Here is a 24,930-nt window from a genome sequence, read left to right as displayed (position 1 = left end):
ATAAAAAACGGGCGGCGCCAAATTGGCAGCCGCCCGCTACGGGTAACAACAGTAGATCGCAAAAACCCGTTTAGTTCACCGTCACATTCGACGTTTTAATCACCTGAGCCCACTTGGCTGTTTCGCTCTGAATGAATTTAGCGAAATCTTCAGGTGTGCCGCCGGCAGACTGCCCGCCGGTACTTTCAAACGCCTTTTGCACTTCAGGCTTTTTCAGGATATTGTTGAATGCCGTATTCAGTTTGCTGATGATCGGCTCAGGTGTGCCTGCCGGCGCGATCACGCCCTGCCAGTTGTAAGATTCGAAGCCCTTCAGGCCCGCTTCCTGCATGGTAGGCACATCGGGCAGCAATGGCAGTCGCTTGGCGCTGGTCACGGCCAGGGGATGTACTTTTTTAGACTGAATCGCCGGCATGGCAGCGTAACCCATTTCAAACATCATATCGATGTGACCCGCCATCAGGTCGCTGCCGGCAGGGGCGCCGCCCTTGTAAGGGACGTGAGTCAGCTCAATCTGCGCATCGGTGGCGAACAGCTCGCCAGACAGATGGTGCGCGCCGCCTACACCGGACGAGCCAAAGGTAAGTTTGCCGGGTTCTTTCTTGGCCATTGCGATCAGATCAGCCACGTTTTTCACTGCCAGCTTATTGTTAACGCTCAGGATCAGCGGACTTTCTTCGATCAGAATGACGGGCGCAAGATCTTTGCTCACATCATATTTGACATTTTTTGGCATCAGCGTTGGGTTAACCGACAGTGGTGCCAGGTTGCCGCTGCCAATGGTATAACCGTCTGGTTTGGCGCGGGCAATGTAGTCTGTACCAATCACGCCGCCCGCTCCGGCTTTGTTCTCTACCACTACGTTGGCTTTGAGTTCCTTGCTCAGTTCTTCCGCCAGCAGGCGCATACGGGTATCGGCAAAACCGCCGGCTGCGTAGGGCACAATAAATGTGATGGGTTTAGCGGGCCAGTTGTCCTGGGCTGCTGCAGTAGCCGACAGGCCCAGCACACCACTGGCTGCCAGAACCGAACTAATGGTCAGTTTCCTGAAGTTTGTCATTGTTTTTCCTTGAACGAGATGACTGCTTAATATCATAATTTGCATAGGCGTCTTGCGCCTTCTTCCAGGGTGGCGTCATCCTTGGAAAAGGACAGACGGATCACCCCTAAATCGGTGCCATCCGAATAAAAAGCGGACACCGGGATGGTGGCCACGCCGAATTCTTCGATCAGCTTACGCACCAGTTGTACGTCAGACAAATAGCTGAAATGATGAAAGCGGGCCAGCATGAAAAAGCTGCCTTTGCTTGGCAGCAATTCAAATTTTGACTCTTTGAGCGCATGAGCCAGCAGATCACGCTTTTCCTGATAAATGGTAGACAGATTCAGGTAATGATTAGGTGTCTCCATCATGGCCGCCAGCGCATACTGCATAGGCGTGTCGGCGCAATACATAAGAAATTGATGAATCTTGCGTATTTCAGCCATGATTGCAGTCGGCGCGACACAATAACCGACACGCCACCCGGTCACATGAAATGTCTTGCCAAAAGACGAGACCACTACCGCACGCTCGCGCAGGCCGGCGTAGCGCGACATACTGCGATGAATGTCCTGATCAAATACCACATGCTCGTACACTTCATCAGAGAGGATGACGATATTGGTATCGGCCACGATATCCTGCAAGGCAGCAATATCCGCATCAGACAGCACGGCACCGCTGGGGTTGTGAGGTGAATTGATAATAATCATTCGCGTGCGATCATTCACCGCATCGCGCACCGCGTCCCAGTCTATTCCGTAGGCAGGTGGCAACAGTTTGATGCCCACCGGCACGGCCCCCTGCAACTGCACAATGGGTGCGTAGCTGTCAAAACAGGGTTCGAAATAAATCACTTCATCGCCAGGATGAACCAATGCTGCTATGGCGCAATACAGGGCCTCACTGGCACTGGCCATCACCGTTACTTCATTGAGTTCGTCGTAACTATGCCCGTATAGCAGTTGAATTTTTTCGGCAATCTTGTTGCGCAAGGACTCAATGCCGATCATCGGGGAATACTGATTGTGCCCTTCGGACATGGCGTCGATGGCGTGATCAATCAGTTCCGGTGCACACGGGAAGTTGGGCGCGCCCTGCGACAGGTTGATGGCCTGATGACGCTCGGCAAGATCACCGATAACGCTGAAAACAGTGGTGCCCACGGCGGGCAGCTTTGAACGGATCTGCATGATCGTTACCTGATAGACGAAATGAAAAAAACCGGCCGCCCGGGCCGGTTGCGCTTGTCAAACAATCGACTTATTTGGCGACCCAGTCGGCGTTGAAGTATTTTTGGGTAAGTTTGCTTATCGTACCATCTTTCTTCAGGGCATCAATCGCGCCGTCAAGACGCTTTTTAAGTTCGTCATTGCCCTTGCGGATACCGAAGCCGGTCCCAACACCCAGCACCGAGGTATCGTCCAGCGGTGCGCCCGTTACTTCGTAGTCTTTGCCTTCGGGTTTGTCCAGAAAAGCACTGACTGCACTCGGTGTTTTCTGCACCGCTGCCTGGATGCGATTACTTCGCAGATCCTGGTAAATCTGATCCTGAGAGGCGTAAGAGACAATTTTTACACCCTTGGGCGCCCAGTGCTTCTTAACGAAGGCTTCCTGCGCCGATCCCTGCAGTACGCCTACAACCGTGGATTGCAGACTTTCCGGCGTGGCCTGCAGACCCGATCCTTTTTTGGCGATCAGCTGGCTGGGGACATCGTAGATAGGCACAGTGAAATCGATCACTTTCTGGCGCGGCTCGGTAATATTCATTGCCGAATTGATGTAATTGAATTTACGTGCATTCAGCGCAGGGATCAGTCCGTCAAAGCTGGTTTCGACCCATTCACACTTCACCTGGAGCCTGGCACAGACCGCATCATTGAGTTCCACATCGAAGCCCACCAGTTTGCCGTCGGGGGTTTTGCTCTCGAACGGAGGATACAGGGCCTCGACCCCGACTTTGAGCACTTCCTGGGCCCATACAGGCGCGCTGATGGTGCCGGCGGCAAGGATGCCTGCCGCAATGAGCATTTTAATATTCATAATTGCCGCCTTGAAAAAAGAGAAAAGCCTCTGATTACTCAGAGGCCTGACAGTATAAACCAGCGCCAGAACCAGATAGGAGCCTCTGGCGCTCAAGCCTACACTTAGTTTTTGGTTTGATCAACCAGTTTGTTTTTAGCGATCCATGGCATCATGGCGCGCAGTTTTGAACCCACGACTTCAATATCGGACTCGGCGTTGATGCGACGACGTGACGTCAGTGTAGGTGCACCAGCGGCGTTTTCAATGATGAAGCTTTTCGCGTATTCGCCCGTTTGAATGTCTTTCAGCACTTCACGCATCACCTGTTTGGTTTCGTCAGTGACAATGCGCGGACCGGTCACGTACTCACCATACTCGGCGTTATTGGAGATGGAGTAGTTCATGTTGGCGATACCACCTTCGTAGATCAGGTCAACAATGAGTTTGAGTTCGTGCAGGCATTCGAAATAGGCCATTTCAGGCGCATAGCCGGCTTCAACCAGGGTTTCGAAACCGGCTTTGATCAGTTCAACGGCACCACCGCAAAGGACGGCCTGTTCGCCGAACAGATCGGTTTCGGTTTCTTCACGGAAATTGGTTTCGATGATACCGGCGCGACCGCTACCGATAGCACTGGCGTAAGACAGTGCGACGTCGCGTGCTGCACCGGATTTGTCCTGGTGTACAGCGATCAGTGAAGGTACGCCGCCGCCCTGAGAGTATGTACCACGAACCGTGTGACCTGGCGCTTTAGGGGCAATCATGATGACGTCGATATCGTCACGGGGAACAACCTGGCCATAGTGAACGTTAAAGCCGTGAGCGAAAGCCAATGCCGCACCGGCCTTGATATTGCCGTGCACGTGCTCTTTGTATACCTGGGCGATGTTTTCATCGGGCAACAGGATCATGACCAGATCAGCTGTTTTAACGGCGTCAGCCACTTCGGCCACTTTCAGACCGGCATTGGCAGCCTTGTTCCATGATGCGCCGTTTTTGCGCAGGCCGACAGTGACGTTAACGCCTGATTCATGCAGGTTCAGTGCATGGGCGTGACCCTGGGAGCCGTAACCGATAATGGCAACATTTTTCCCTTTGATCAGGGACAGGTCACAATCTTTGTCGTAAAAAACTTTCATTTAAAGCCTCAAGAAATTAGTTAAATTTGTTTGAATGTCTGCTTACTGCGCTTCACTACCCGATTACATCACCCGCAGAATACGTTCGCCGCGCCCGATACCGGACACGCCTGTACGAACCGTTTCCAGGATCGCACTGCGATCCAGCGCAGACAGAAATGCCTGGATCTTTTCCTGTACACCCGTCAGTTCAATTGTGTAGGACTTGTCGGTCACATCCACAATATGGCCCCTGAAGATGTCGGCCAGGCGCTTGATTTCTTCGCGTTCCTTGCCCACTGCACGTACCTTGACCAGCATGAGTTCACGCTCGACATGTGCCCCTTCGGTCAGATCAACTACTTTAACCACATCAACCAGACGGTTCAAGTGTTTCGTGATCTGTTCAATAACATCTTCAGAGCCCGCAGTCATGATGGTCAGGCGCGACAGGGTTGCGTCTTCGGTCGGTGCAACGGTGAGCGTTTCAATGTTGTAGCCCCGGGCCGAGAACAGGCCCACCACACGGGACAGCGCACCGGGCTCATTTTCCAGCAGAATGGAGATAATGTGTTTCATGGTTTCCCCTTACAAGTCTTCTGAACCCAGCAACATTTCGGTCAGGCCCTTGCCTGCCTTGACCATTGGCCAGACGTTCTCGGTCCGGTCAGTGATAAAGTCCAGGAAGACCAGACGGTCTTTGTGCTTGCCGAAAGCTTCCTTGATCGCCGGTTCGACATCTGCCGGTTTGTCGATCTGCAGACCGATATGACCATAACTTTCGACCAGTTTGACGAAGTCGGGGATGGAATCCATGTAGGACTCCGAATAGCGGGACTGATAGTCAATTTCCTGCCATTGCCGCACCATGCCCAGATAACGATTGTTCAGGCACAGTACTTTGGGCGTGAAATGATACTGTGTGCAGGTTGCCAGCTCCTGGATATTCATCTGGATTGAAGCTTCACCGGTAATGCAGGCAATTTGTGCATCGGGGTGCGCCATCTGCACGCCCATGGCGTATGGCAGGCCAACGCCCATGGTACCCAGGCCGCCGGAGTTGATCCAGCGCCGCGGATGGTTGAATCGATAATATTGCGCCGCCCACATCTGGTGCTGACCCACGTCGGAAGTGATAAAAGCGTTGCCTTCAGTCACTTTGCACAGGGTTTCAACCACAAATTGCGGCTTGATCAGGTCGCTGCCACGATCGTATTTCAGGCAATCACGGCCGCGCCATTCATTGATCTGCTTCCACCAGGCCTGCAGCGAACGACCACTTTTCTGTTCGGCCAGTGCGTCTGCGACCAGCGGGTTCATTTCCTGCAGCACTTCCCTGACATTGCCTACGATGGGGATGTCCACCTTGACCCGCTTGGAAATGGACGAAGGATCGATATCGATATGAACAATCTTGCGCTGTGCTTGTGCAAAGTGCCTGGTATTGCCGATCACGCGGTCGTCAAAACGCGCGCCAACAGCGATCAGCACATCGCAGTTCTGCATGGACATATTGGCCTCATACGTGCCATGCATGCCCGGCATACCCAGATACTGTTCTGAATCCGGGTTCTGTGCGCCCAGCGCCATCAGGGTGGTCGTGACCGGTGCACCGCTGAGCCGCACCAGTTCGCGCAGTTCCTCGGAGGCATCGGACAGGATAACGCCGCCGCCTGCATAAATCATGGGACGTTCAGCGCTGGCCAGCAACTGGGCTGCTTTTTTGATCTGACCCAGGTGACCTTTGACCACCGGCGCATAAGAACGCATCTTGATTTCGGACTTGGGCGGCGCGTATTTGCACATGGTCATGGAGATATCTTTGGGGATATCCACCAAAACCGGGCCGGGACGGCCAGTGCGAGCAATATAAAATGCCTTTCGCATGGTATCGGCCAGATCACGTACGTCGCGGACCAGGAAATTGTGCTTAACGCAGGGTCGGGTGATACCGACCGTATCGCATTCCTGGAAGGCGTCTTCACCAATGGCCTTGGTGGGTACCTGTCCGCTGATGATGACCAGCGGTATGGAATCCATGTAGGCAGTGGCAATGCCGGTGACCGCGTTGGTCAGGCCCGGGCCGCTGGTAACCAGACACACGCCAACCTTATTGGAGGAGCGCGAATAGGCATCAGCAGCGTGCACGGCAGCCTGCTCGTGTCGTACCAGAATATGCTTGAAGTCTTTCTGTTTGTAAATTGCGTCGTAAATGTAGAGCACCGCGCCACCAGGGTAACCGAAAACGTGCTCGACGCCCTCTTCGGCCAGGCAGCGCACGACGATATCGGCGCCATTGAGTTCCATGTTATTTCCTTTCATAACCAGCATTCCCGCGTTGATTGGTCCTGTGACCTGCGGCTTCGGAAGGATCCGCCAACATCTGCAGCGCTTTGTTCCTCACGGAGGAACGCCACCTGCAGACACTGATGTACCAGCCTGGCCATCAATCTGGGTCTGCGCGCACACTGGGTGCGGGAGAGTTCGAAATGGAGACGTTTATTCACGCTTTTGGCACGAATAACCGCTATTGTTCGTTCATTTAAGGCGCACTGCAAAATTGTAGCGGGTAGCTAAAATCAGGTGTCCGTTCATACCGGCGACGGATTGTGCGCAGGTATAGTCCTCAAATGTACCGTATTGCAACATCAAACGCAATCAGGAATATTCATTATGTGTAAATTTGTTCGGCAGCAACGGTACAATAGGTTTTTTTGCCACCCTATCCGTACCTGCAGGATTCGGTAGGCGTCTGGCGGCAGGCGATTGTGAACCCCGGTCTTTTCACTGGTTTGGTGTATGGATATCCGCGCAGAAAATTTTATCAAATTCTTCTACAGTTCCCATTTTTTCCACGGAACGCGCCAGGCTACGGGAGTCCTGCTACCGGTATTCGTGATGGCAGGGCTGTTCAATCAGCCTCTTATCGGCGTCGCGCTGGCGACCGGCGCCCTGTGTCCGGCCATTATTGATCAGGTTGGCGGCACCAAGCGTTCGCGCCTGAATGAAATGCTGGGCGGCATCGTCCTGGGGCAGATTTCCGGGCTGCTTACCGGGCTGGCCAGCCCCTATCCTGCTCTGCTCTGGCTGGTGGTATCGGCTCAGGTATTCTTTTATTCCATGCTCTCGGTCTATGGCCGGCGCGGCGGCCTGATTGGGTTCGGCTGCCTGCTGCAGATGATGTTGTCCATGCACACCCCCATGTCGGTCAACGAGGCGCTTACCCATACCAGCTATACTGCCATGGGTGGTATTTTCTACATCCTTTACAGCACCTCCATCAGCCACCTGTTCAAGCTGCGCGAAGAACGGCAGACCCTGTCTGCCGCCCTGTATGCCACCGCTTCCTATGTGAGCACCCGCGCCGATTTTTACGACACCCACAAAAACCTGGACGACAGCTATCGGCGACTGATTCCGCAAATGATCGCCATGACAGAGCAACACCAAAGTGCGCGCGACGTGGTGCTGCGCAATCTGCCGCGCGACAACGACGCGAGCGACCAGCAGCGCATATTGCTGTGGAATGTGTTCATCGACATGATTGCACTGCTCGATACCATGGTGGCATCACAAACTGACTACGCCACCCTGCGCGCACGCTTTCAGGACCACGATATCCTGCTGTTCATGCGCGATACCCTGTTCAAGATCAGTCGTACGCTCAATCGCACTGCCTACAGCCTGGCGCGCAACAAGCCGGTGGATTACCGCAATAGCGTGAAAGCCGAGTTACGCGCCATGGAATACGAACTGCTGCAATTGAAACAGGACGGTATTCAGCGTACTGAGCCCGAAACCTATATGCTGCTGGTGCAGATTGTGCGTCGACTGCGTAACGCCAGCCGGTTTGTGGACCGGATGGCCGACAATCTGCGCGGCATGCGCCTGGAACCGGTAGACAGCCTCAAGCGTGACCAGTCGCTGCGCCGTTTCATTACGCCGCAGTCGATTACCCTGGGCCCGTTCAAACGCAATCTGAATTTCAACTCCTCGATCTTCCGCTACGCCCTGCGTACCACGTTTGTGGTAACGCTGGTGCTGCTGATTTCAACTGTGGTCAGTCTGGTCTACGGTCATTCCGAATTAGTACAGGCGTTTACTTCGCACAGCTACTGGATCATTCTGACGGTGCTCATTATCATGCGACCGGGTTTCGCCCTCACCCGCCAGCGCACCATTGGTCGACTGGTCGGAACGCTGGTGGGTTGCCTGATCACCATTGCCCTCTTTAACCTGACCAGCAACCCATTTATTCTTATTGCCATCATGATTCCGGCGATGGTGCTGGGCAATGCCTTTGTCCTGACCAACTATCCATTAAGCTCGCTGCTGATGACCATCTATATCCTGATTGCCTTTCACTTCCTAAGCCCGGGCAATCTGTTGATTATCGGCGAACGCGCGCTGGACACCCTGGCCGGTTGTGCCCTGGCCTTTGCCTGCGGTTCGATTCTGCCCTGGTGGGAAAAGCAGCGCATCATGCCGCTGGCGCAAGAGGCCGTAGCGGCTGCACACGAGTATATTCTGGCGGTACAGGCGTACATCAACTCGGTGCATGCCGACCCGGAACACAAAGTCCCCTCGGCTGAAAACGAACGTTATGTACATGCGCAGCTGTCCCGCAAGAATATGCATACGGCCTTTGGCGCGTTTGCAGACAGTTTCTACAGGATGATGAATGAACCGAAATCCAAGCAGATCCACATTAAGGAACTGAACACGATTCTGGTACAGACCGACGCCGTAGCCAGTCAGATTGCTGCCATTGCACCTGTCATGGCGGGCCTGGATAAAATACCGCCCAATATGCAGCAGACCCTGTCCAACGTGTCTGACCTGCTGGACAAGGACGCACAGACCATTACCGAGGCGCCGACGCAAATTGAAACCGAGGGCCAATATGGCAGCCTGGTCTTCCCGCTAAAACAGATGCAACAGGCTGCGCTGCGCATCCGCCAGCAGTCCACCAATATTGGCCTGATGTAAGCAGGATAGCCGCGGTTTGACAGAACCGGTACCGCTCTGTGCGGGGAACGACGGGTTCGCGCGCATCCCTACAGGGCGTTAAGGGTGGATGGTTGACGGTGGATTGTTATTCTTGATTAAGAGTGTGGCATCGCGATTGAGGGTGTAGTGGCGCACGGCGCAACTCTGTGCCTCTGTGCCTCTGTGCCTCTGTGCCTCTGCGCGCCAGCACTTCATCCATAACCGCCAGATACCGGCAGCCATGGGTATATGCCATATGCAATTACCTATTCAAACAACTGCTCATCCACCTTCAAGGCACCGGGCCAGAAATACAGGATCGCCGACAGCAGCTGGATGGCAACCATCATACCCCAGGCGGTCAGATGGGCAACCGCCGGATAATGACCTTCCGTTGCAGGCCAGAAATCCAGCACAAACCCGACCCCCACCTGCATGGAAAAAATGCTGATGAAAAAAATCATATTGAAGGCGGTTGTGACGCGGCCGACCACCTTGCGTGGAAAGACTTCGGCCAGTAAAGCATACGCCAGAATACAACTGGCTGCCAGAAACCCATAAGCCCCCCAGATCAGGGTCAGAGAAACGGGTACCCGGAACAGGATCAGCAACTGCACCAGCACAAACAGCGCCATACCCAGTCCGCAGAAGGCACGCAGCCCCAGCCCGTATCGCTCGATTTTGCGCGCGACCATACCGGTAATGACGGTGCCGGCCACCATGGTCAGGCCCAGCATGGACACCAGGCTATCAGCCTGACGCGCTGTCAATTCAGACACGTCGGTCAGATACGGTTTAACCCAAAGCGATTGGGCTGCATAAAAGGCGCCGCCGACCGCGCACGGGAAAGGCACGACGCGCCAGAAAACACTGTTCTTAAGAATAATACGGATGCCATGAATCTGCTTGGAGACTGATTCATGCGAGGCATGACGCTGCTTCGATTCGGGCACCAGCAACCAGATCACGGCAGCCACGGCAACCGTGAACACCGCCATCCCTATACTGATTTCGCGCCAGCTGTATTGCGTAAGCAAGACGGCCAGCGGCGTCCCTACCACCACCCCGCCCATACCGCCAAGCGCCACCATCAGCCCATTCAGCAGGGGCCAGCGCGAGGACGGAAAATTCTGGGCGATTGCCAGAAAGCCGGCGCCAAGACAAACAGAGACACCTACGCCGATCAGAATGCGGCCGACAATCAGCCCCTGCATGCTATGCGTCATACCGTAGAGCACTGTTCCTACCGCAGCCACCAGCAGCAGAACCGCGTCGGTGCGGCGCGCGCCATAGCGATCCAGCGCCAGCCCGGCAGGCAACTGCGCCAGCGCAAAACCGATAAAATAAAAGCTGGTCAACAAGCCCAGATCGCTGGCGGTCAGACCCATCTCGCGCGACAGGAACGGCGCAAAGCCGATATTCAGGCCGCGATACACATAGGATAGAAAATAACCCAGCGCAAAAAGCGCAAAAATTCTTATCGCGGCCTGGCGGCTCATTGTTTTCTCCGGAAGACCAGTTTATCTTCCGTAGACTCCTCGGCGGCAAAGGCATAGCCTTCGACATTGAATTTTTTCAGGGCTGCCGGCGTCTTGGCTTTGGTTTCTATGGCAAACCGCGCCATCAGCCCACGCGCACGCTTGGCGTTGAAACTGATAATTTTATACACGCCGTTTTTATAGTCCTGAAATACGCACTGAACCACACGGGCATCCAGCGCCTTCAGATCCACCGCCTTGAAATACTCTTCCGAAGCCAGATTAATCACAATACGCGAGGGCTGATCAGCCAGGCGTTCATTCAGGTATTGAGCGATCTCAGAACCCCAGAACTCGTACAGATTCTTGCCTCGGCTATTTTGCAGGCGCGTTCCCATTTCCAGCCGATAGGGTTGCATCAGATCCAGCGGGCGCAACACCCCATACAAGCCGCTCAGAATGGCCACGTGTTCCTGAGCCCATGTCAGTTGTGATTCGCTCAGCGTCTCTGCAGCCAGTCCTTCATATACGTCGCCATTGAAAGCGAGCACGGCCTGCCGGGAATTTTTCTGATCAAATTTGGGTTTCCATTCCGCGTACCGTTGTACGTTCAGCTCGGACAATGCCTGGCTCAGCTTCATCAGCCCGGCAATATCCTCGGCGCTTTTGGTTTTAAGCACTTTGATCAGCTCTGCTGAGCGTTTGACAAAAAGAGGCTGGGTATGCGTGCGGGTGGAAACAGGAGAGTCGTAATCGAGTTTTTTGGCAGGAGAAAGCAGAAAAAGCATGACGGACAACCTTGAATGGAATAGGGGTGAATCTGGAGTGAACGCCGCTCCCGTCGGTAGCCTGGAACGTCGTCAATACATCATGACAAAGCAGGTCTGCCTGCCGACCATCAAAGCCCGGCAGAACATGACCATCATTACTAAGCGGCCGGAGTCAGACGCGCCACACCGCCCATATAAGGACGTAACGCAGCAGGAATCTCGATACTGCCATCGGCCTGTTGATAGTTTTCAATCAGCGCGACCAGCGTACGTCCTACCGCCAGGCCGGAACCATTGAGCGTATGCAGATACTCGGTTTTGCCCTGCTCGTTGCGGAAACGCGCCTGCAGGCGCCGAGCCTGGAAGGCCTCGCAGTTGGACACAGAAGATATTTCGCGCCAGGTGTTCTGCGCCGGAATCCACACTTCCAGATCGTAGGTTTTGGCCGCGCCAAACCCCATATCGCCCGTGCACAGCTGCACAACACGGTAAGGCAGTTGCAGCAATTGCAGCACTTTTTCAGCATGCCCGACCATCTGCTCCAGCGCATCGTAGGAGGTGTCCGGATGAACAATCTGCACCATTTCCACTTTGTCAAATTGGTGCTGACGGATCATGCCCCGGGTATCGCGACCGCCACTACCGGCCTCGGAGCGAAAACATGGCGTATGCGCCGTCAGCCGCAAGGGCAGGCTGGCGCCAGGCACGATTTCGTTTTTGACCGTAGCCGTGAGGGTAATTTCGGAAGTGGAGATCAGATAAAGATCTTCTTTTTCAATTGGCCTGCCCTGCTGGTCAGTCTGGGGTTCGTCTTCGCCGCCCTTGGTGACCCAGAACATATCGTCCTTGAATTTGGGTAGCTGACCAGTGCCCAGCAGGGTTGAGCTGTTGACGATATACGGCGTATAGCATTCGGTATAGCCATGCTCGCTCGTGTGTAAGTCCAGCATGAACTGGGCCAGGGCCCGATGCAGGCGGGCCATGCCGCCACGCATAAAGGAGAAACGCGCGCCGGTCAGCTTCACAGCCGTATCAAATTCCAGTCCAAGGCGTTCACCGACCGTCACATGATCCTGGGTCTCGAAGGTTTTGGCGGGCGGTTCGCTTTGATCCGTCACATAGCCAGCCTGTACGCCCAGCCAGCGCCGAACCTCGACGTTGTCATCGCTGTCCTTGCCCTCCGGCACGGAACTGTGTGGCAGATTGGGAATAGTCATGAGCCAGCCATCCAGTTCACTGCGAATACCTGCCAGCGTTTCTTCCAGCTCCTTCAGTTTGCCGGGCAGTGCCTGTGATTCGGCCATAACGGCGCTGGCGTCTTCTCCACGCGATTTCAGCTGACCGATTTGTTTGGCCAGTGCATTGCGCTGCGCCTGCAGGGTCTCGGTCTGAATTTGTACATCTTTGCGCCGGGCTTCGAGCTGATTGAAGCGGGCTTCGTCAAAATCGACGTTGCGGCGCTTGAGCGCGGCGATGACAAGGGGAAGCTCTTTTCGCAGTAAAACAGGATCTAACATGATTTTTTCTGAGTGTCGTGTGGGAGAAGTATAGGGTAATCATTATATACAGCTATACGCCGGCAGTGGGCGCGGATAGAACAACGCGCGCCCGCGACCTGCTTTCCCGGAGAAAAAATCAGCCTTCCGGCCCGAAAGGCAAGCGACTGCCGCCGGGCACGGTCTTTCATTTACATCGCTGGTTTGTGAGCCTGCCCATGCTCCACCGGAACCACATTGCTGTCCGACTTCATGCCAGAGGTGCCGTGCTGCATCGGCATAGCACCACCCTGCCCGGCTGGTTTGGCCGCGCCGGACTTCATGTGCCCGCTATGCCCTTGGTCGGATTTGACCGCCATGCTCGTTTTATGCTTAGGCGCCGCTGCTGTAGGCTTACTTTTGCTGGCATGCGACGTGTGCATCCCGCTCGTACCCTGGTGTTCGGGAACGACATTGCTGTCCGCTTTCACAGGACTGGCATGCGGCTGACCCGCGCCGGACGCTGCAGGCTTCCAGTTCTTGTTTTTACTGAGTTTTTCCCAACCCGGCGTTGGCGTACCTGTCGTGCCTGATTGATGCATGGGTTTCTGATCGATCTTGCTGTCGGCATTCATTTTCATGTCTGCCGCTATCGCTGAATGCATACCCAGCGCCAATGTGAAGGCTCCTGCCAGTGTCGCTATAACGGTCTTTTTCATGTTCTGCTCCAGTTATTGATAACGTACCCGACCATGCACTTCGTCCGGCACCATTATTCTTCATGCCGTTCAATGCACGGTAGTCAGGCCCTGACCAGAGATCATAGCCAGCTACGCCTAACTTACACCTTAGACAATAGAAACGGGGAGTTTATTACGTCGTTGTACGAAGTATTATGTAACTGTCTTTGAGCTGACATTCGGCAGACATGCGCAACCCATCGAGCGAGCACTGCGCAACTGGCTTCTTCTGGCTTCTGGCTTCTGGCTTCTGGCTTCTGGCCAATATGCCACTTGCCATTATTATTTATCTGGCCTTTTTATTATTATCTGCCCCTTTTGGTTCTTTTGTTATCTGGTCTTTTTATTTTGCCGCGCCTCGCGATCCAATGAGCGCAGATAATTGAGTTTTTCCGTAATTTTCGTTTCCAGCCCCTGCTGCACAGGACGATACCAGCCCGGCTCCCGCATTCCATCGGGCAGATAGGTCTCGCCGGCGGCATAGGCATTGGGCTCATCATGGGCATAGCGATACTCATGGCCATAACCCAGCTCTTTCATCAGTTTGGTAGGCGCATTGCGCAGGTGCACCGGCACCTCACGCGATTTATCCTGCTTGACGAAAGCGCGCGCCTGATTATAGGCGTTGTAGCCCGCGTTACTTTTGGCCGCGATAGACAAATAGATCACCGCCTGCGCCAATGCCAGTTCACCCTCCGGCGACCCCAGGCGCTCATAGGTTGTGGCCGCTTCATTGGCCATCTGCATGGCGCGCGGATCGGCCAGACCGATATCTTCCCAGGCCATGCGCACAATGCGGCGCGCCAGATACTTGGGGTCGGCGCCGCCATCGAGCATGCGCGTGAACCAGTACAGCGCTGCATCAGGATGCGAACCCCGCACCGACTTATGCAGCGCAGAGATCTGGTCATAGAAACTGTCACCGCCCTTATCAAAACGACGCAGATTCAGCGTGAGCGCGTTTTGCATAAATTCGGGCGTGATCTGTGTAACCTGCGCAGCCATCGCAGCCGTGCTGGTCTGCTCCAGTAAATTCAAAAACCGTCTGGCATCGCCATCGGCATAGCCGGTGAGCACAGCGATAGACTGATCATCAAAATCCAGATCAATCGCCCCACTCTCTTTGGCACGCAACAGCAACTGGCCCAGTTCTTCGTCCGACAGCGCGGTAAGCACATAGACCTGGGCACGCGACAAGAGCGCCGAATTGACTTCAAACGACGGGTTTTCGGTGGTGGCACCTATAAAGGTGAAAAGGCCGCTTTCAACATAAGGCAGGAATGCATCCTGCTGTGCCTTGTTAAAGCGATGCACCTCGTCCACAAAAAGAATGGTTTTGCGTCCCTGCGCCTGCGCGACCTGGGCCTTGACAACCGCGTCACGAATATCTTTGACGCCACCCAGCACTGCAGAGATGGCAATAAAATGCGCATCAAAACCGTCGGCCATCAGGCGCGCCAGCGTGGTTTTCCCGACACCTGGCGGCCCCCAGAAAATCATGGAGTGCGGACGACGCGCCTCGAACGCCACCCGCAAGGGTTTGTCCGGGCCCAGCAGATGCGACTGTCCGATCACCTCGTCGATATTGCGCGGACGCAGTCTCTCGGCCAGCGGGGCATTCGCGCCTGCACCGGCACCATTGAACAGATCGCTATCGGAAAAATCGGTCATAACTATATTGGGTTTCCAGAATCACTGCGCATAGGGGTGAACCGCAGCCAGGTACAAAAAGGACCGTCGCAACGGCCCTTGAGCTGAACAGCGAAGTGAGGGTACAGGCCCTTTATCAGGCTACATTTTAACGGTATCTACGCCAGGAGGGGCCTTGAACTGATAAGCGCTGGCCGGAATTTTCGCGTTGCTTTTGAAATTGCGCAATTTGATCGACGTGGTTTGGCCGAAAGAATCCAGGATGACCAGCTCGGCCGGCAGGTTATTGGCAAAGCCGATATCCACATGCGCCAGGCCGGCATCCGATACTTTAGGCGTCGCACGCATCCACACCATGCCATTATTGTCTGGCAGCGCAGACAGCGTGAACGAATCATCCAGCGTACCCGAGCCAAACAGAATGGCCGCCGGCGACGCACCCACCGCTTTGCTTACCGGACGTTCGGTCACCTGTTTCAGATCGGGATCATATTGATAGACTGTTTTGCCATCGGAAATCACGCTTTGCGCATAGGGCTTGACCACGCTCCAGTTGAATTTTCCCGGACGCTCAAAAGAAAAGGTGCCGGTCTGAGCCGCCCTGTTCTTGGCCTTGCCGCCGGATGTTTTCTGGGCAAATTCGCCACTGGCCGATCTGACCTGCGCCACGAAATCCTTCAGTTGTTGCCGGGCATCTGTCTGCTGCGTGTTTTTAACGTCGGGAATTTTCTCGAAAGTTACGCCTTCCAGCGTGGTGGACAGGCCGGCATCCGGATTCATCATATCGGGGTTCACTTTAATGTCCTGCGCCATTGTCGCAACGGGTACCGCTGCAACCATCGCCAGGCAAATCGCAAGTAAGGTCTTTTTCATGAATGAACTCCTGTTGTTGTTCCTTCCGGCAGTCGGGTCAGGCCCTGTGAATACCACCGGAAACATGACCTGTTTTAACATTAACTGGCCAGAGAAGGATGTTACAAAATCGTAAATACAATTGCATCGCTGTAATTTGGCACAGCGCTACAAAATACTTACGGCATCCGCAAGGGATGCCGTAGATACTGCCAGACAATCAGGCGAAAACCTGCTGGTTACTGCGCATTACAGACAGGAACTGCCATGCCTGCAACGCCCGCTTTACGCGTCGGGCTCTTCCTGTCCGGCAGGCACCAGAATTTCCCGGTTGCCATTAGACTGCATGGTCGACACAATGCCAGACTGCTCCATCTGCTCCAGCAGCCGCGCGGCACGGTTATAGCCAATACGCAGATGCCGTTGAACCGATGAAATGGAGGCACGACGGTTTTTCAACACCACAGCCACCGCCTGATCGTACAGGGGATCAGACTCATTATCGGTAAAGCCGGTGACACTGCCTACACCATCACCGGTCTCACCCGCGACGCCCCCTTCCAGCAGGCCATCCACATAATCGGGCTCGCCCTGCTCTTTCAGATAATCAACCACACGATGCACTTCATCATCGTCTACGAAGGCGCCATGGACCCGATTCGGCAAACCGGTACCGGGTGGCTGATACAGCATATCGCCCTGGCCCAGCAACGCCTCGGCACCCATCTGATCCAGAATCGTGCGCGAGTCAATTTTAGAGGACACCTGAAACGCGATGCGCGTTGGAATATTGGCCTTGATCAGACCGGTAATCACATCGACACTGGGGCGCTGCGTTGCCAGAATCAAATGGATACCGGCTGCCCGCGCCTTTTGCGCCAGACGGGCAATGAGCTCTTCAATTTTTTTGCCCACCACCATCATCAGATCGGCCAGCTCATCAATCACCACCACGATCATGGGGAGTGTTTTCAACGGTTCCGGCTCTTCAGGTGTGAGTGAGAACGGATTGGGAATGGATTCGCCCTTCTTGGCCGCATCTCGAATTTTGCTATTGAAGCCGCTGATATTGCGCACGCCCATTTTGCTCATGAGCTTGTAGCGCTTTTCCATCTCGCCCACACACCAGTTTAGCGCATTGGCAGCCTGGCGCATATCGGTGACCACCGGCGCCAGCAGATGCGGGATGCCTTCATAAATGCTCATTTCCAGCATTTTCGGGTCAATCAGAATAAGGCGGACCTGCGATGCATCGGCCTTATAAAGCAGGGAGATAATCATGGCATTGATCCCCACCGATTTGCCCGAGCCCGTCGTACCGGCCACCAGCAAGTGCGGCATTTTTGCCAGATCGGCCACCACCGGATTGCCAGCGATGTCCTTGCCCAGCGCCATGGTGAGCGATGAAGCATTGTCATGATAGGTTTTGGAGCCAATGATTTCCGAGAGCCGGACCATTTGGCGGCGCGGGTTGGGCAACTCCAGACCCATCAGGTTTTTACCAACAATGGTTTCAACCACGCGAATGCTGACCAGGCTGAGCGCGCGCGCCAGATCCTTGGACAGATTGACGATCTGGCTGCCCTTGACACCGGTTGCCGGCTCGATTTCATAGCGGGTAATGACCGGTCCTGCCTGCGCAGTGACCACGGTCACCTGCACGCCAAAGTCACGCAGTTTTTTCTCGATCAGGCGCGAGGTATATTCGATGGTTTCAGGGGAAACCGATTCGATATTTTCACCGGGCGGGTCCAGCAGCTCCAGCGCAGGCAGTTCACCGCTGGCATTTTTGGGCGGTTCAAACAGCGTGCGCTGCTTTTCCTTGATCACGCGCTCGGACGTAGGAAATACCGTGATTTGCGGTTCAATGCGTACCGAGGTTTCGTGCACCAGTTGCTCTTTTTGCACCACCACCTGTTCTTCGCGCGCGACCTGGGCAATTTCACCAGCCTTGCGATCCTGACGGGCGGTTTTCAGATTGATCAGTGCATTTAACAGACGCTGGATGGTCGAGCCGATTCTCTCAGCCAGTGACAACCAGGAAAAATCCAGAAACAGGCCCAGACCCAGCACAACCATGAAAAACAGAATCAGCACTGCGCCCGGCACACCCACGGCCGTCGAGAACAAGGTGCCGACATATTGGCCCAGTACGCCGCCCGCCCCGCCCGGCAATTGCGAGCCGATGTGCGCCAGCTGACTGGCTTCAAAACCCATTGAGCCGACAAACAGCAAAGCGAAACCCACGCCCTGCTCCCAGTGCACACGCGGCAGCGCGGCATCGGGATTGGCCACAATGCGACTCATGAGCATTTTGTAGCCCACCCACATGCGTTTGAGACACAAGGCAACAAACCACCAGGCCGACAAGCCAAAAAGATACAGCAGGATATCGGACACGTACGCACCCACCGCACCCAACCGGTTATGAACCAGGGTAGATGACGAGGTGCTGACCCAACCCGGGTCATTCGGATGCCAGGTAAACAACATGACCGACAGGGCTGCGGCCAACGCAGCATACAGAACCCATTTGGCTTCCGTAAACATGGCGGCCAGCCGGCTGGGTTCGGCATTCTGTGCGTTGCGCGCATTCCTGGCGGATGATCGTGCCCCTGCATTACGTGTATTGCGGGCGGAACTGTTGCGGGCGGGACGAGTGGTTGCGGTATTTGAAGTGCGTGCCATAACTATAAATTCGGTCAATAAAGCATTATAGCTTATTGATATTAAATGTTATTTATATTCTAGCCGGCGAATACTCATTGATTGTGAATTCTCCGTAAGCTGTTGTTTTAACAGGACTCGTCCCCATATAATTTATTCCAATGAGGCAAAACCACCCTGCTCAGTTTCCGTATTTTGCGGTGAAATAGACGCCATTGGGCGCCAATTCCGGGCCTGTTGCAAAACCGTGGCCGTTTCGGGGTTTTGAACGGCGCCACGCAGCGATCCATTATAATTGCCCATTGGATTTTTAGGATAAGACTCAATGGCTGACAAAACCAAACATGCAAAAGTGCTGATTCTGGGTGCCGGACCGGCAGGCTACACCGCCGCCGTTTACGCAGCCCGCGCCAACCTCAGCCCGGTGCTGGTTACCGGTATGGAACAGGGCGGACAGCTCATGACCACGACAGACGTGGACAACTGGCCTGCTGACGCCCAGGGCGTGCAGGGCCCCGACCTGATGCAACGCTTTCTGGAACACGCTACGCGCTTTAACACCGACATTGTTCAGGAACATATTAAAGAAGCCGATCTGTCAGTACGCCCGTTCCGGCTGGTTTCTGAATCGGGTACCACCTTCACCTGCGATGCGCTGATCATTGCGACCGGCTCTTCGGCCAAATACCTGGGCCTGCCTTCCGAAACTGCCTTTATGGGCAAAGGCGTGTCTGCCTGCGCCACCTGCGATGGTTTCTTCTATCGCAATCAGGACGTTATTGTAGTGGGTGGCGGCAATACAGCCGTTGAAGAAGCGCTGTATCTATCCAACCTGTGCCGCCACGTCACGCTGGTGCATCGTCGCGACACCTTCCGCGCCGAGCCCATCCTGGTAGACAAGCTCATGGAAAAAGTGAACGGCGGCACCATGTCGCTGAAACTGTTCAACACATTGGAAGAAGTACTGGGCGACCAGAGCGGCGTGACCGGAGCACGGCTGCGTCATGTAGACGGGCACCTGGAAGACCTTGCGGTAACCGGTGTATTCATCGCCATTGGCCACCACCCCAACACCACGCTGTTCGAAGGCCAGTTGGAGCTGGAAAATGGCTATATCGTGACCAAAGGCGGCCACGGTGGTTTTGCCACAATGACTTCGGTCCCCGGCGTCTTCGCTGCGGGTGATGTGCAGGATCATGTTTACCGTCAGGCCATTACCAGCGCCGGCACGGGCTGCATGGCGGCACTGGATGTACAGCGCTGGCTCGAAAGCCAGCCTGAGTAAAACAGGACAGGCCCGCCAGCCAGCGCTGCGGGCCGCAATTGCTATGGTTACCCCCATCAAAGGTAAGCTCGAAGACCTGCGCCAGCTGCAAAAAGCCAAAGCCCGTGAAGAAACACGCCGCGCCAAGGCACAACAGAACGCGCCCAGGCCCGGCAAGACCGCAACCGGCACCGCTGCCCCTGCTGTTTTTACAGCAGAGGACAGTGTATTGTTTCGCCAGACGGTCAGATCCGTCACACCGCTGCCACCCGCCAACCGCTACCCGCGACAGGCACTGGATTATGGCAATAATGAATATTTCCGTGCTAAACGACGTCAGGCAGAAGGCGCGGCACTGCCTGAACCGCATAAACCGGCCTCCCCTGACCGTGGCACCGAGAAAAAGCGCAGTTCAGCGGCCGTCCCTAAAGGCCGTCGAGCTGCCGCACTGCCCGAAGGCGCTTATGTACAGCGAACCGATAGTGTCGATTTAATCAAGAAACTGCTATCCGGACAGTGGCCGGTGGGCGCAACGCTGGATCTGCACGGCGCCAACTCAGCCCAGGCAGCAGAGCGGTTTGATCGCTTCATTCATTCCTGTCTTGAACATCGGGTCCGCGCCATTTGCATTGTGCATGGCAAGGGATATGGCTCTGCGGACGGGAATGCCGTCCTGAAAGACCAGGTACTGGCATGGCTGAAAAACATGGATGCCGTACTGGCATTTGCGCCAGCCCCTGAAAATATGGGTGGTACGGGAGCCCAGATCGTTCTGCTGAAGACCTCTGAAAGCGATTGATTCGGCTCATCAGCGCGCTGGCGGGGAAACGGAACAGACCGGTTTGTGAGTTAAGCGGCAGAGCTGGTCAGAGCCAGAGCCAGAGCCAGAGCCAGAGCCAGAGCCAGAGCCAGAGCCAGAGCCAGAGCCAGGCAGCATGCTACCCGGTCAGCAATGGCATGTGCAATTTTTTTTTAAATATTCAGGCGGCAGAAAAAAAGAAAGGCGGAATCAATTTATATTGATTTTCCGCCTTTCGTTTATTTTTGTTATGGATACAGCTATTGTGCACACACTTAACTAAATATTTCAATCAAGTGGTAAAGCCTGCTCATGCAGAGCGTTTGTCTCCTCACCTGCATGAGACAAATTATGCCCGTGATTCCTATATATGACACTTAGGGAATGCACTAGTTTTTAGCATTTTCCATTAGTTTTCTGCACCTTTTTGTGTCGATTTCTGCAAGGCGCGCTGACGCGCCGCCTCTTTACGCGCCTCTTTCAGGGCTCGTCGCTGGCGAATCTGCTCCTGCATATCTGCACCAATATGTTCCTCGTGACGCGCTGCTGCCAGATCCACCTGCCGCTGGCGTTCACGGAAGCGCTCGCGTTGCTCCTCTGTTTTGTCATCCCAGCAATGCGGGCAGCTTTCCCCACGAATATACTTGGGCGAGGCGCGTTCTTCCTCGCTCAGTGGATGACGGCATGCGCGACACTGAATATACGGACCGGGTTTCAGGCCATGACCAACAGAAACCCGTTCGTCAAAAACGAAACACTCGCCTTCCCACAGGCTTTGCTCGGGCGGAACGGTTTCAAGGTATTTCAGAATCCCGCCCTGCAAATGATAAACCTCGTCAAACCCCTGAGACTTCATATAGGCCGTGGATTTTTCACAGCGAATACCACCCGTGCAGAACATGGCCACCTTGCGCGTACGCTTTTTATCCAGCAACCCGCCTTCGGCAGACTGGCTTTGCACCCAGCCGGGAAATTCGCGGAATGTGACGGTATTGGGATTGACCGCGCCCTTGAACGTACCAATATCCACTTCATAATCGTTGCGCGTGTCTACCAGCACCACATCCGGATCGGAGATCAGGTCATTCCAATTTTCCGGCGGCACATAGGTACCCGCGTTGTTGGTATTGACGTTGGGCTGCCCCATGGTCACGATTTCCTTTTTCAGGCGTACGCGCATCCGGTGAAAGGGATCGCGTTCGTCGGACCAGGACTCCTTGTGCTCAAGGTCCGCCAGGCGTGGATCATTGCGCAGGTATGCCAGAACGGCATCAATGCCTTCCCTGGGACCGGCGATCGTACCGTTGATTCCTTCGCGGGCAAGCAGCAGCGTCCCCTTAACGTGATGGCGCTCACAAAACGCCTGCAACGGCTCTTTGAGCGATTCAAAATCGGGAAGATCAACAAACTTGTATAGGGCGGCAATGGTATGAGACATAGAACTGAAATGGGGGTATGGGGCAAGTCTTTCATTTTAGCTGCCCTGCCTGTGACAGAACAGCCTTGTGTTTGATTATTCTCAACTTGCCTGAAAATTAACCATTTATTGTAAATCAAACCCCCGGGACTTCAGTGCGAAGCGGGCTGTTCCTTTGCATATTTAATCAAGGCACCGCTGCGGTACAAGCCATGGACAAACTTGCCAAACGGCATCGTAATGAACAGCGACAGGATCACAGCCAGATGAATCACCAGCAACGGTGCCAGTGCGGCGGTTTCGCGCAAGACCATCAAGGCCAGACCCGTTATCGCAGCCAGAAACAGCTGGGCAATAAAAGCATAGTCCATGCCCATTTGCCGGATATTGCGGATCTCGGGATCGGTTTTGCGCTTGAGCCAGAACTGCCCTGCCGTGCCCACCGCCAGGGAAATGCCACCCAGTGTACCGGTCAGCTTGGGCAGGCTGAAAAAGGCGTAAGGTGCTTCCCAGCCAAACACATAATGGAACACGGTGCCTGACGCGGTGGCCGCAAAACATAACATGAATCCATAAAACGTAAAATGGTGAAAGCGGCGGCGCCACGGTGAAATATTATCATCCGGATAAGTACAGCCGGTCTTCACATTGCCATGCAAATACTTCAGGCTTAACGCGTCGGCCATGCCCTGCCGAACATGTTTCCAGTTCAGCAGCAAGGCAGGCCTCTCTCCAACATCCCGAAGGAAGTGACGAAACCCCATTCCCATGGCAACAACAACCCACAAGGCTGCCAGCCCGAAAACCGTCGCCAGCACACCGTGCGGAAAAATGGCATAAAACTGGCCATTCAGGTCATTTACCGACGGGCCGCCGATCAGCGCCGCCAACCCCAGCAGCACAATCAGCGCCAGCAAAAATCCCATACTGGCCAACAGCCCGCTTTTGTCAAAGCCACGCGCAATAGCACCAGGCCATGCGTATGTCTGATAGGTGGTCTGACGTACCGCAGCCAGTTGCACCGGCAGATTCACATTGAACTCGTGAGGCGGCGCATACTGACAGGCGTAATAGCATTCGCTGCAGTTGTGGCACAAATTGGCCAGATAATGCAGATCGCCGCGCGTAAAATCCAGCCGCTGTTCAAGCGCCGGAAAGACCGCACAGAAGCCCTCGCAATAGCGACAGGAGTTACATATGCCCACCGCATTGCGGGCATCTTCGATAAGTTGTTCAAGCTGCTGCATGTTTTGCGGCCTCCGTGCCTGCAATACGACCAAATACTGTTCCGATGGCCATCCCGAAACCAGCCACGTAACCCTTGCTCAGAATATTTCCTGCCATAATTTCACCGGCGGCGAACACGTTGCGCGCCAGCGTTTCATCGTCCATGATGACCTGCGCCTTTTTCGTGACCTTCACACCCATATAGGTAAAGGTGATGCCGGTGGCCAGCGGGTACGCATAAAACGGCCCGGTATCAATTTTTTGTGCCCAGTTGGTTTTCTCCGGCTGCAGCCCTTGCGTGCGGCACCCATCCAGCACGCTGTGATCGAATTTGCCTGGCTTCACGGCGGCATTAAAGGCGGCCACCGTTTCTACAGCCGTTTGTACCGGCAGCCCCAGGCGTTCGGCCAGCGCTTCTATCGAATCGGCAGAAATCGACTTAAATACAGATGGCATGAAGCGGCCAATGGCCTTCGAATCAATAATGCAATAGGCAATCTGATCGGGTTGCTGGGCCACCAGACGCCCCCAGATGGCATAACGTTTGGGCCAGAAATCTTCGCCCTCATCATAAAAACGCCGGCCCTCTTTGTTCAGCACGATCCCCAGGGATACGCAATCGACCCGGGTGACGATCCCTCCGTCATACTTGGGCGCGCGAGCATCAATGGCCACGGCATGTCCCTGAGTGGGGTCGCCGATAATACAGGCCTTGTTGCGCATCAGCTCGCGCAGCATGACGCCCTGATTGAACCGGGTGCCACGAATCAGGAAATTGCGCGCGGCAGGCCCCCATGCCTCTTCCAGCCACTCAATATTGGATTCAAATCCGCCCGATGCAATCACTACGGATTTGGCTGTAATGGTGAGCGCCTGACCGTTTCTGACCAGCTCCACACTTTCACAGTTGCCATCTGAAAAATTCAGCGTGGTGGCTTCGGTCTCGTACAGAATCTGCACGCCGGCTTTTTCGGCTGCTTTGTAATAAGCGTTGACCAGCGCCTTGCCGCCGCCAAGAAAAAAGGCATTGGTCCGGCCCAGGTGCAGCGTTCCGCCCAGTGATGGCTGAAACCGTACGCCATTGGCTTTCATCCACGGCGCACAGGCTTCCGTTTCACGAATGACATAGCGCGCCATATCTTCATTGGTCTCGCCCCCGGTTACCCGGAACACATCCTGGAAATATTCATCTTCCTGATAACGGTCAGTCAGTACGTCTGTGGGTTCATTGTGCATGCAGCGAAAATTACGGGTATGGCTGCTATTGCCCCCACGCCAGGCACGCGGCGCACTTTCGACCAATATGACCGATGCCTTCTGTTCCGCGGCCGACAGCGCCGCACACAGCGCCGCATTGCCCCCTCCGATCACCAGAACATCGCACGCCAAGGTATCCTTCATGCTGAATTCCTAATAA

The 24,930-nt window shown here is 54.8% G+C and carries 19 protein-coding genes; 3 read left to right on the top strand and 16 right to left on the bottom strand.

From position 1 onward, the window contains the following. Positions 1-70: 70 nt before the first annotated feature. The 6 genes from MIM_RS06315 to MIM_RS06290 form a co-directional block, all read right to left on the bottom strand. A complete protein-coding gene (locus tag MIM_RS06315; RefSeq protein ID WP_025371918.1) occupies positions 71-1,060 on the bottom strand; it encodes a Bug family tripartite tricarboxylate transporter substrate binding protein in 990 nt (329 codons plus the stop codon). Between the two features lie 32 nt (positions 1,061-1,092). Beyond that, positions 1,093-2,235, bottom strand: coding sequence for a methionine aminotransferase (locus MIM_RS06310; RefSeq protein ID WP_025371917.1), 1,143 nt, complete (start codon positions 2,233-2,235; stop codon positions 1,093-1,095). 70 nt (positions 2,236-2,305) lie between these two features. Further along, positions 2,306-3,085 (bottom strand): transporter substrate-binding domain-containing protein, encoded by a 780-nt coding sequence (locus MIM_RS06305; protein WP_025371916.1) that lies wholly within the window; start codon positions 3,083-3,085, stop codon positions 2,306-2,308. A 104-nt stretch (positions 3,086-3,189) separates the two neighbouring features. Beyond that, the gene (ilvC, locus tag MIM_RS06300) at positions 3,190-4,206 is read right to left on the bottom strand and encodes a ketol-acid reductoisomerase (protein WP_025371915.1); all 1,017 of its coding nucleotides are present in this window, start codon (positions 4,204-4,206) and stop codon (positions 3,190-3,192) included. Between the two features lie 63 nt (positions 4,207-4,269). Beyond that, entirely contained in the window at positions 4,270-4,764 is a 495-nt protein-coding gene (ilvN, locus tag MIM_RS06295) for an acetolactate synthase small subunit (protein ID WP_025371914.1), read from the bottom strand. Between the two features lie 9 nt (positions 4,765-4,773). Continuing rightward, positions 4,774-6,492: an acetolactate synthase 3 catalytic subunit gene (locus MIM_RS06290; protein WP_025371913.1), complete on the bottom strand. Its 1,719-nt coding sequence runs from the start codon at positions 6,490-6,492 to the stop codon at positions 4,774-4,776. Positions 6,493-6,984: 492 nt separating this feature from the next. On the opposite strand from MIM_RS06290, the gene MIM_RS06285 reads away from it, so the two are divergent. Further along, positions 6,985-9,174 carry an FUSC family protein gene (locus MIM_RS06285; RefSeq protein WP_025371912.1) on the top strand — a complete coding sequence of 730 codons (2,190 nt, stop codon included), beginning with the start codon at positions 6,985-6,987 and terminating at the stop codon, positions 9,172-9,174. Between the two features lie 266 nt (positions 9,175-9,440). Here MIM_RS06285 and MIM_RS06280 read toward each other — a convergent pair whose 3' ends face one another. The 7 genes from MIM_RS06280 to MIM_RS06250 all read right to left on the bottom strand — a co-directional run bounded on the left by MIM_RS06280 (position 9,441) and on the right by MIM_RS06250 (position 18,689). Next, the gene (locus MIM_RS06280; protein ID WP_042070037.1) at positions 9,441-10,673 is read right to left on the bottom strand and encodes an MFS transporter; all 1,233 of its coding nucleotides are present in this window, start codon (positions 10,671-10,673) and stop codon (positions 9,441-9,443) included. After that, on the bottom strand, positions 10,670-11,440 hold the full coding sequence (gene yaaA, locus MIM_RS06275; protein WP_025371910.1) for a peroxide stress protein YaaA: 771 nt from the start codon (positions 11,438-11,440) through the stop codon (positions 10,670-10,672). Before yaaA ends, MIM_RS06280 begins: the two co-directional genes overlap by 4 nt. 140 nt (positions 11,441-11,580) lie before the next feature. Next, on the bottom strand, positions 11,581-12,939 hold the full coding sequence (gene serS / locus MIM_RS06270) for a serine--tRNA ligase (RefSeq protein ID WP_025371909.1): 1,359 nt from the start codon (positions 12,937-12,939) through the stop codon (positions 11,581-11,583). Between the two features lie 170 nt (positions 12,940-13,109). Then, positions 13,110-13,616 carry a hypothetical protein gene (locus MIM_RS06265; protein ID WP_025371908.1) on the bottom strand — a complete coding sequence of 169 codons (507 nt, stop codon included), beginning with the start codon at positions 13,614-13,616 and terminating at the stop codon, positions 13,110-13,112. Between the two features lie 351 nt (positions 13,617-13,967). Continuing rightward, entirely contained in the window at positions 13,968-15,308 is a 1,341-nt protein-coding gene (locus MIM_RS06260; protein ID WP_025371907.1) for a replication-associated recombination protein A, read from the bottom strand. Positions 15,309-15,428: 120 nt separating this feature from the next. Next, the gene (gene lolA, locus MIM_RS06255) at positions 15,429-16,160 is read right to left on the bottom strand and encodes an outer membrane lipoprotein chaperone LolA (protein ID WP_025371906.1); all 732 of its coding nucleotides are present in this window, start codon (positions 16,158-16,160) and stop codon (positions 15,429-15,431) included. 264 nt (positions 16,161-16,424) lie between these two features. Continuing rightward, positions 16,425-18,689 (bottom strand): DNA translocase FtsK, encoded by a 2,265-nt coding sequence (locus MIM_RS06250; RefSeq protein ID WP_042071027.1) that lies wholly within the window; start codon positions 18,687-18,689, stop codon positions 16,425-16,427. Between the two features lie 442 nt (positions 18,690-19,131). Here MIM_RS06250 and trxB point away from each other — a divergent pair, with 442 nt between their 5' ends. Beyond that, positions 19,132-20,091 (top strand): thioredoxin-disulfide reductase, encoded by a 960-nt coding sequence (gene trxB, locus MIM_RS06245; protein ID WP_025371904.1) that lies wholly within the window; start codon positions 19,132-19,134, stop codon positions 20,089-20,091. Positions 20,092-20,134: 43 nt separating this feature from the next. Further along, positions 20,135-20,869: a Smr/MutS family protein gene (locus tag MIM_RS06240; RefSeq protein WP_042071026.1), complete on the top strand. Its 735-nt coding sequence runs from the start codon at positions 20,135-20,137 to the stop codon at positions 20,867-20,869. A gap of 409 nt (positions 20,870-21,278) precedes the next feature. Here the strand turns inward: MIM_RS06240 and trhO are convergent, their stop codons facing one another. The 3 genes from trhO to tcuA all read right to left on the bottom strand — a co-directional run bounded on the left by trhO (position 21,279) and on the right by tcuA (position 24,914). Beyond that, the gene (trhO, locus tag MIM_RS06230; RefSeq protein ID WP_025371902.1) at positions 21,279-22,307 is read right to left on the bottom strand and encodes an oxygen-dependent tRNA uridine(34) hydroxylase TrhO; all 1,029 of its coding nucleotides are present in this window, start codon (positions 22,305-22,307) and stop codon (positions 21,279-21,281) included. 131 nt (positions 22,308-22,438) lie between these two features. Beyond that, a complete protein-coding gene (gene tcuB / locus MIM_RS06225) occupies positions 22,439-23,533 on the bottom strand; it encodes a tricarballylate utilization 4Fe-4S protein TcuB (protein WP_025371901.1) in 1,095 nt (364 codons plus the stop codon). Further along, positions 23,520-24,914, bottom strand: coding sequence for an FAD-dependent tricarballylate dehydrogenase TcuA (tcuA, locus tag MIM_RS06220; RefSeq protein ID WP_025371900.1), 1,395 nt, complete (start codon positions 24,912-24,914; stop codon positions 23,520-23,522). The genes tcuB and tcuA overlap by 14 nt, the downstream gene beginning before the upstream one ends. Positions 24,915-24,930 lie beyond the last annotated feature (16 nt).

It is taken from the genome of Advenella mimigardefordensis DPN7 (genome assembly GCF_000521505.1).
Lineage (GTDB): Bacteria > Pseudomonadota > Gammaproteobacteria > Burkholderiales > Burkholderiaceae_B > Advenella > Advenella mimigardefordensis.
This window is presented reverse-complemented; position numbering and strand designations above follow the sequence as displayed.

Bases quoted from the DNA above. Each gene is read 5' to 3' on its own strand.
- MIM_RS06315 (WP_025371918.1), bottom strand. From the start codon at position 1,060: ATGACAAACTTCAGGAAACTGACCATTAGTTCGGTTCTGGCAGCCAGT.
- MIM_RS06310 (WP_025371917.1), bottom strand. From the start codon at position 2,235: ATGCAGATCCGTTCAAAGCTGCCCGCCGTGGGCACCACTGTTTTCAGC.
- MIM_RS06305 (WP_025371916.1), bottom strand. From the start codon at position 3,085: ATGAATATTAAAATGCTCATTGCGGCAGGCATCCTTGCCGCCGGCACC.
- ilvC (WP_025371915.1), bottom strand. From the start codon at position 4,206: ATGAAAGTTTTTTACGACAAAGATTGTGACCTGTCCCTGATCAAAGGG.
- ilvN (WP_025371914.1), bottom strand. From the start codon at position 4,764: ATGAAACACATTATCTCCATTCTGCTGGAAAATGAGCCCGGTGCGCTG.
- MIM_RS06290 (WP_025371913.1), bottom strand. From the start codon at position 6,492: ATGGAACTCAATGGCGCCGATATCGTCGTGCGCTGCCTGGCCGAAGAG.
- MIM_RS06285 (WP_025371912.1), top strand. From the start codon at position 6,985: ATGGATATCCGCGCAGAAAATTTTATCAAATTCTTCTACAGTTCCCAT.
- MIM_RS06280 (WP_042070037.1), bottom strand. From the start codon at position 10,673: ATGAGCCGCCAGGCCGCGATAAGAATTTTTGCGCTTTTTGCGCTGGGT.
- yaaA (WP_025371910.1), bottom strand. From the start codon at position 11,440: ATGCTTTTTCTGCTTTCTCCTGCCAAAAAACTCGATTACGACTCTCCT.
- serS (WP_025371909.1), bottom strand. From the start codon at position 12,939: ATGTTAGATCCTGTTTTACTGCGAAAAGAGCTTCCCCTTGTCATCGCC.
- MIM_RS06265 (WP_025371908.1), bottom strand. From the start codon at position 13,616: ATGAAAAAGACCGTTATAGCGACACTGGCAGGAGCCTTCACATTGGCG.
- MIM_RS06260 (WP_025371907.1), bottom strand. From the start codon at position 15,308: ATGACCGATTTTTCCGATAGCGATCTGTTCAATGGTGCCGGTGCAGGC.
- lolA (WP_025371906.1), bottom strand. From the start codon at position 16,160: ATGAAAAAGACCTTACTTGCGATTTGCCTGGCGATGGTTGCAGCGGTA.
- MIM_RS06250 (WP_042071027.1), bottom strand. From the start codon at position 18,689: ATGTTTACGGAAGCCAAATGGGTTCTGTATGCTGCGTTGGCCGCAGCC.
- trxB (WP_025371904.1), top strand. From the start codon at position 19,132: ATGGCTGACAAAACCAAACATGCAAAAGTGCTGATTCTGGGTGCCGGA.
- MIM_RS06240 (WP_042071026.1), top strand. From the start codon at position 20,135: ATGGTTACCCCCATCAAAGGTAAGCTCGAAGACCTGCGCCAGCTGCAA.
- trhO (WP_025371902.1), bottom strand. From the start codon at position 22,307: ATGTCTCATACCATTGCCGCCCTATACAAGTTTGTTGATCTTCCCGAT.
- tcuB (WP_025371901.1), bottom strand. From the start codon at position 23,533: ATGCAGCAGCTTGAACAACTTATCGAAGATGCCCGCAATGCGGTGGGC.
- tcuA (WP_025371900.1), bottom strand. From the start codon at position 24,914: ATGAAGGATACCTTGGCGTGCGATGTTCTGGTGATCGGAGGGGGCAAT.